Annotated in this window: 5 protein-coding genes and 1 pseudogene; 3 read left to right on the top strand and 3 right to left on the bottom strand. The window is 48.0% G+C overall.

Annotation, left to right across the window (positions count from 1 at the left end):
• Positions 1-38: 38 nt before the first annotated feature.
• The 3 genes from BS639_RS24455 to pbpG all read left to right on the top strand — a co-directional run bounded on the left by BS639_RS24455 (position 39) and on the right by pbpG (position 3,644).
• Entirely contained in the window at positions 39-425 is a 387-nt protein-coding gene (locus BS639_RS24455; protein WP_084984632.1) for a DUF943 family protein, read from the top strand.
• A 319-nt stretch (positions 426-744) separates the two neighbouring features.
• On the top strand, positions 745-2,418 hold the full coding sequence (locus BS639_RS24450) for a tannase/feruloyl esterase family alpha/beta hydrolase (RefSeq protein ID WP_228779436.1): 1,674 nt from the start codon (positions 745-747) through the stop codon (positions 2,416-2,418).
• Between the two features lie 284 nt (positions 2,419-2,702).
• Positions 2,703-3,644 carry a D-alanyl-D-alanine endopeptidase gene (gene pbpG, locus BS639_RS24445; RefSeq protein ID WP_173882131.1) on the top strand — a complete coding sequence of 314 codons (942 nt, stop codon included), beginning with the start codon at positions 2,703-2,705 and terminating at the stop codon, positions 3,642-3,644.
• 95 nt (positions 3,645-3,739) lie between these two features.
• Here pbpG and BS639_RS25365 read toward each other — a convergent pair whose 3' ends face one another.
• The 3 genes and pseudogenes from BS639_RS25365 to BS639_RS24960 form a co-directional block, all read right to left on the bottom strand.
• Positions 3,740-3,823 carry a small membrane protein YohP gene (locus BS639_RS25365; RefSeq protein WP_456153892.1) on the bottom strand — a complete coding sequence of 28 codons (84 nt, stop codon included), beginning with the start codon at positions 3,821-3,823 and terminating at the stop codon, positions 3,740-3,742.
• A 109-nt stretch (positions 3,824-3,932) separates the two neighbouring features.
• A pseudogene (locus BS639_RS24850) lies at positions 3,933-4,010 on the bottom strand (phage tail protein I); the annotation flags it as partial.
• 421 nt (positions 4,011-4,431) lie between these two features.
• Positions 4,432-5,041: ATP-binding cassette domain-containing protein (locus tag BS639_RS24960; protein ID WP_233427759.1), on the bottom strand; the 610-nt coding region annotated here is incomplete at its 5' end.

Below are 5,041 nucleotides of genomic sequence, written 5' to 3'. Positions count from 1 at the left end.
GATATAAATATTGCTGTACGAATTAGAAGTTAACGAAAATGATTAAAAATAAATTTATAACCACAGTGATAGTCACTGTTGTTCTTTATGGTGCATGGGAAATTTCACGTCCTGTAGAGATTGTTGCCGTTCACAATGGGCGCGTTTTACTGGTAAGGAATTTTCCTTATTTCAATTTTTTGCAAGTGGAGTGGTGGGAGAGTAATAAAGAGAAAATTCATGATAAGTATGGGATCCCTATGGTCGATGATGAAGGGAGTTACAATGTTGCGATTCAGGGATTTGGTGATGGTTATAAAATAAAAACTGATCATGAAGGCGATCTGCTTTGTTTTAATGACATGGAAGAGCCGGCAAACTGTATAGAGAAAAATCCGCTTATGGGTTTACGGAGTGTCAGAGGAGGAGAAGCAGATTATCGATAATCTGGAAATTGCCCGATGAACGCCATCAGGCGTTTTTGCTGATGCCTGTATCTTGGCAAGTGTATCGATGAGTTTTAGAGCAGATAATGACGTCATACCGTCCGTCATCTTTTTGAAATCATAGAATGAAAGAGTCGCATGCCGATTGTTGTTGAGGGAATATGTACAACGGCAGGTTGCAACATGCATTTTTGATATTATCGCTGCGGCTAATTTTGCTGCTATAAATGATTATTATTGCAATTAAATCAAGAGATGAGCTTTGACTACCAGCACAATATTTCTCAGAGATTGGAGGCCACTGCTCCTCCTCGTACTGTTGTTCAACACATCAATTCTTTATGCGCAGGCTGCGGCACCCGTTATCAGTGGTCCTGGTCGGGCTCTCACCGTCGTGACGCCGGTGACGGACTGCGCCGAGTTGGCGGACGTCGATTTATCTTCAATTGGCGGCGCAGGCAGTAAAGTGATGTCGGTGCGCGAAGTGGTGAAAGGCGACGTTTTCTGCGAAGTCAAAGGGCTACTGAAGCCAAGCATTAATTTTACGGTGCTGTTGCCTATCAACAACTGGGGGCAACGTTATCTGCAGGTTGGTTGCGGCGGGCTTTGTGGTCGCGTTCAACTACAGCTTGACGGCGCAGCGGGCTGTACTCCACTTAACAACAGCGGTTTTGTCATTGCGGCGACGGACATGGGGCACGTTACAGGCGAGGCGGATTTTGGTAAAGATCCGCAGAAAAGGCGCGACTTCGCTTACCGCAGCGTGCATCTCACCAGCGTGGCGACTAAAAAACTGATCTCGGCCTATTACGGGCGCCCTGCGACATACTCCTACTTCAGCGGATGCTCGGACGGTGGACGTGAGGCAATGGTCGAAGCGCAGCGCTATCCCAACGACTTCAACGGGATTATTGCGGGTGCACCGGTCACCACTTTTCAGGTGCACAAGGCGCTCGATCACGGCTGGAACGCGGTCTCTAACACCGACGCCAGTGGTAACGCCATTATAACCGCCAGACAACTTCCGATGATCCATCAGGCGGTGCTTGAACAGTGCGACGCTGAGGACGGTCAGAAAGACGGTCTGATTTCCGACCCGCAAAACTGTCATTTTGATCCCTCGGTTTTAAGCTGTGCCGACTTGTCCGCCGATAATATCGCAGGTCTGGACTGCCTATCGGAAGAGCAAATCAGTACGCTGCGCAAAATCTATGCGGGTCCGCGCGACAGCAATAGCGGGTTACGGCTAACTCCAGGCGGGCCCTTGCCGGGTTCTGAGCTTGCCTGGGCGGGCCTGTTTGTGCCTAAAAAGACCGGCGACCTTAACTTCAGTCAGGCGGTAGCGCTATCGACCTTGAAGTATCTGAATTTTGTGAAGAACCCACCCGCGAGCTATTCGCTTAAAGACTTGAAATTTAATCAACAAACGCTGACTGATTTAACTCGCCTTCATCCGCTTTTTGATGCGACTAATCCGAACCTTCAGCCGTTTTATGCCGCCGGAGGCAAGCTGATTATATGGCACGGCTGGGCCGATCCGAGTATTTCGCCGCTTAACTCGTTGGCTTATCATCAGGCACTGGCGCAGACCATGGGCGCGATAACCCGTGAAAAATTTGAACGTCTTTATATGCTTCCTGGTGTCTACCACTGCTCAACGGGTGAAGGCCCGAGTCAGGTTGATTTTCTATCGCCGATGCTTGACTGGGTTGAACTAGGTAAAGCGCCTGACAGCGTGGTCTCTTATCAGGTTGAGCCAGGCCAAAAGAGCAAATTGGTCACCAAGGTGCTGCAGGGTGACATGAAACTTGAGTATGTTGCCGACGGTGCTGCCTCGCGTCCGCTTTACCCGTATCCGGATTACGCGGTTTACAGGGGTAAAGGTGACGTTAGAAAAGCGGAGAATTATATGCGCAAGCGCCTGGCGAATGTGCCACAAAACTATCCGTGGCTGGGGGAGGGCATGTTTAAGCCTTATACTTTTGCTGACTGATATTGATAGCCAGATATGAAAAGCAAAAATTCTGACCGCGTGTAACGCTATTTGGGTCAGCGTCTTTGTCTCCGCCAGCGGTGCCGTTGATGTTTTGAACAGTCGCTGTGAAAGTGTTCACTTACCGGCAACCCCAGAGAATATAAGGCCGTCATAATGCAGTTGTGACAGAATTTGTCACAAATCCTCCGCGTAAATCAGAGTGCGCGGAGGATTATCCTCCCTTATAATTCGCCAGCAGTATTCGCCGCCCCATTAATGACAACCTTTTTAGATACAGAGCAATGCATGTGAAAATCCGTCTTTTGGTATTGAGCTTTTTAGCCCTGAATGCAAGCATGATAATGCCTGTTGACGCACTGGCTGCCAGCAAGTCTCAGCCGGTTGTCTCTCCTCTTGTACAAATCGCTTCCGGCAGTGCCATGGTGGTTGATCTTAAAACCCATGAAGTGATTTATTCCCGCGATCCCGATCAGGTCAGGCCAATTGCCTCCCTGACGAAATTGATGACGGCGATGGTGACGCTCGATGCCAAGCAGCCTCTCGATGAAGTGATCTCGGTTGATATCCACAACACCCCTGAAATGCGCGGCGTATTTTCCCGCGTGAAAGTGAACAGTGAAATTACCCGTCGCCAGATGATCCAACTGGCGCTGATGTCTTCAGAAAACCGTGCGGCTGCCAGTCTGGCGGCGCACTATCCGGGAGGCTATGACGCATTTATTCGTGCGATGAATGCGAAGGCCAAAGCATTGGGCATGACTCACACCCACTATGTAGAACCGACCGGTCTTTCAATTCATAACGTATCAACCGCCCGTGATTTGACGCGGCTGTTAATGGCGTCGCGACTTTATCCGCTGATGGGTGAACTGAGCACTACGCAGGAGAAAACGGCGGTCTTTAGTCATCCTGCCTATGCGCTGCCGTTTAGAAATACCAATCATCTGATTATGAATCCCAAATGGAGCATTCAACTGACCAAGACCGGCTATACCGATGAAGCTGGCCATTGTCTGGCGATGCGTACGGTAATAAACGGTAAGCCGGTTACGTTGGTGGTGCTCGACGCGTTTGGCAAGTTTACGGCCTTTGCCGACGCGGCGCGTTTACGCACCTGGATGGAAACGGGTAAAAGTGTTCCGGTGCCACAAATTGCAAAAGTTTATCGCAAAGAGAAAGATCAGCAGCGCACCGAGCCGAGTGAAGAGCAGGCCACGGATTAATTTGAAGAACAGCGCAATTTGATTGGATAGCCCATCCGGCTTAAGGCCGCGGATGGGCTATTGATTTGCTATTGAAGTAAATAGTGCGCGGAGGCCTAAAATATAAGCTTGAAGACGCCAGTGATAGTCAACAAACCGACAATAAAGATAATGGCGATTGCCCATAAAATGATTTTCATATTCTCTCCTTAAGTAGGTACGCCTCAGAATAAAGAACGCTAATTCAACGATATTCTTAGTTCAAGTATAGCCCCTGTCTGAAAAAATACTTTTTACTCACCCCTCATCGTTTTCAAGCGCGGCGCAGGCAACGGCTGCGGCAACTTCCAGCGGGGAGGAACCGACGGGCAGCAGGCGGCTACTCATCGAAGCCCCCGATGGTCAGCGCGTAGGCGGTGCAAAATGACGCCTGCGTTTTGTCGAGCTCAAGGTCGGCGGCAGGTCATTGTCATTATGTACATGACAGATAGGTGATGAGCTAACACAGAGATAACATGATTTGAGGGTATGACACTGGGATATGTTTTAATGTCATAACGTTAGTTACCGGCATATCGCTATACCCCGGATGCGATAAAGAAAAGCCATGAGGGATTCAACGTCAGCCTGTCGCGCGGTGGGAGGGGCGCAAAGATGAAATACTGGAGTGGATGCTTTATGGGTGTTTGTGCCGGCAGCGGCCGTGAAATATATTCATGAACTGTAGGGTGATTTGTAGCAGAGAGAAAGGAATGACAATCCCTGCCACTGGAGGCGAGTCTTACTGATAGCCGACTTCCGGCGCGCACTAGGAAATCATTCTTTTATGACGAATCTCGATAATGATATTATTTTCAGCTAAGGCAGATAACATATTATCGATATTTTTCATGTTTGACTCGTCCAGATTTGCGTCCCATTCGTCCAAGAGAATGATTCGCGAATCGCTGTTTAACAGTGACGCCATTTGATATAACTGTTTTTGGCCGGTTGACCCCGAGTTAGTATCTTTACCAACCTGTATATTAGGACCAAAAAATAGTGTATCAGGATGTTTGCTTTTTATATATTTAATAAGTGAGGACTTTCCAGCACCATTACTCCCTGAGATCAGGTACCGGCCTGTAGTATTCTTTGTTTCCAGGCCAAGCTCCATGAAGGCATGTGCATTAATTATTCGTCCGCTTGCTACCTCAATGACTGAAACTTTTTCATTATCTATATTGGATAAATAATCATATCCAGTAAGGCTTGATGAAAAAGCGTCCAATTTTTGGATTTTATTTTTCAATAACATAATTTGACTCGTACTCATACTTGCCGCATGGATATTTTGAAAAAGCTGTAACGTCCTGGGTAATACAGCCACCATCGCGCCAATGGCTAAAGAGTTGTTCAGCACCTGATAGTATGAAAAC

This window comes from Rouxiella silvae (assembly GCF_002093625.1).
In the GTDB taxonomy this organism is placed as follows: domain Bacteria; phylum Pseudomonadota; class Gammaproteobacteria; order Enterobacterales; family Enterobacteriaceae; genus Rouxiella; species Rouxiella silvae.
The sequence above is the reverse complement of the archived record's forward strand: the minus strand, read 5'-3'. Positions and strand labels throughout refer to the sequence as shown.

Coding starts and splice junctions, on each gene's coding strand:
- BS639_RS24455 (WP_084984632.1), top strand. CDS start 39: ATGATTAAAAATAAATTTATAACCACAGTGATAGTCACTGTTGTTCTT.
- pbpG (WP_173882131.1), top strand. CDS start 2,703: ATGCATGTGAAAATCCGTCTTTTGGTATTGAGCTTTTTAGCCCTGAAT.
- BS639_RS25365 (WP_456153892.1), bottom strand. CDS start 3,823: ATGAAAATCATTTTATGGGCAATCGCCATTATCTTTATTGTCGGTTTG.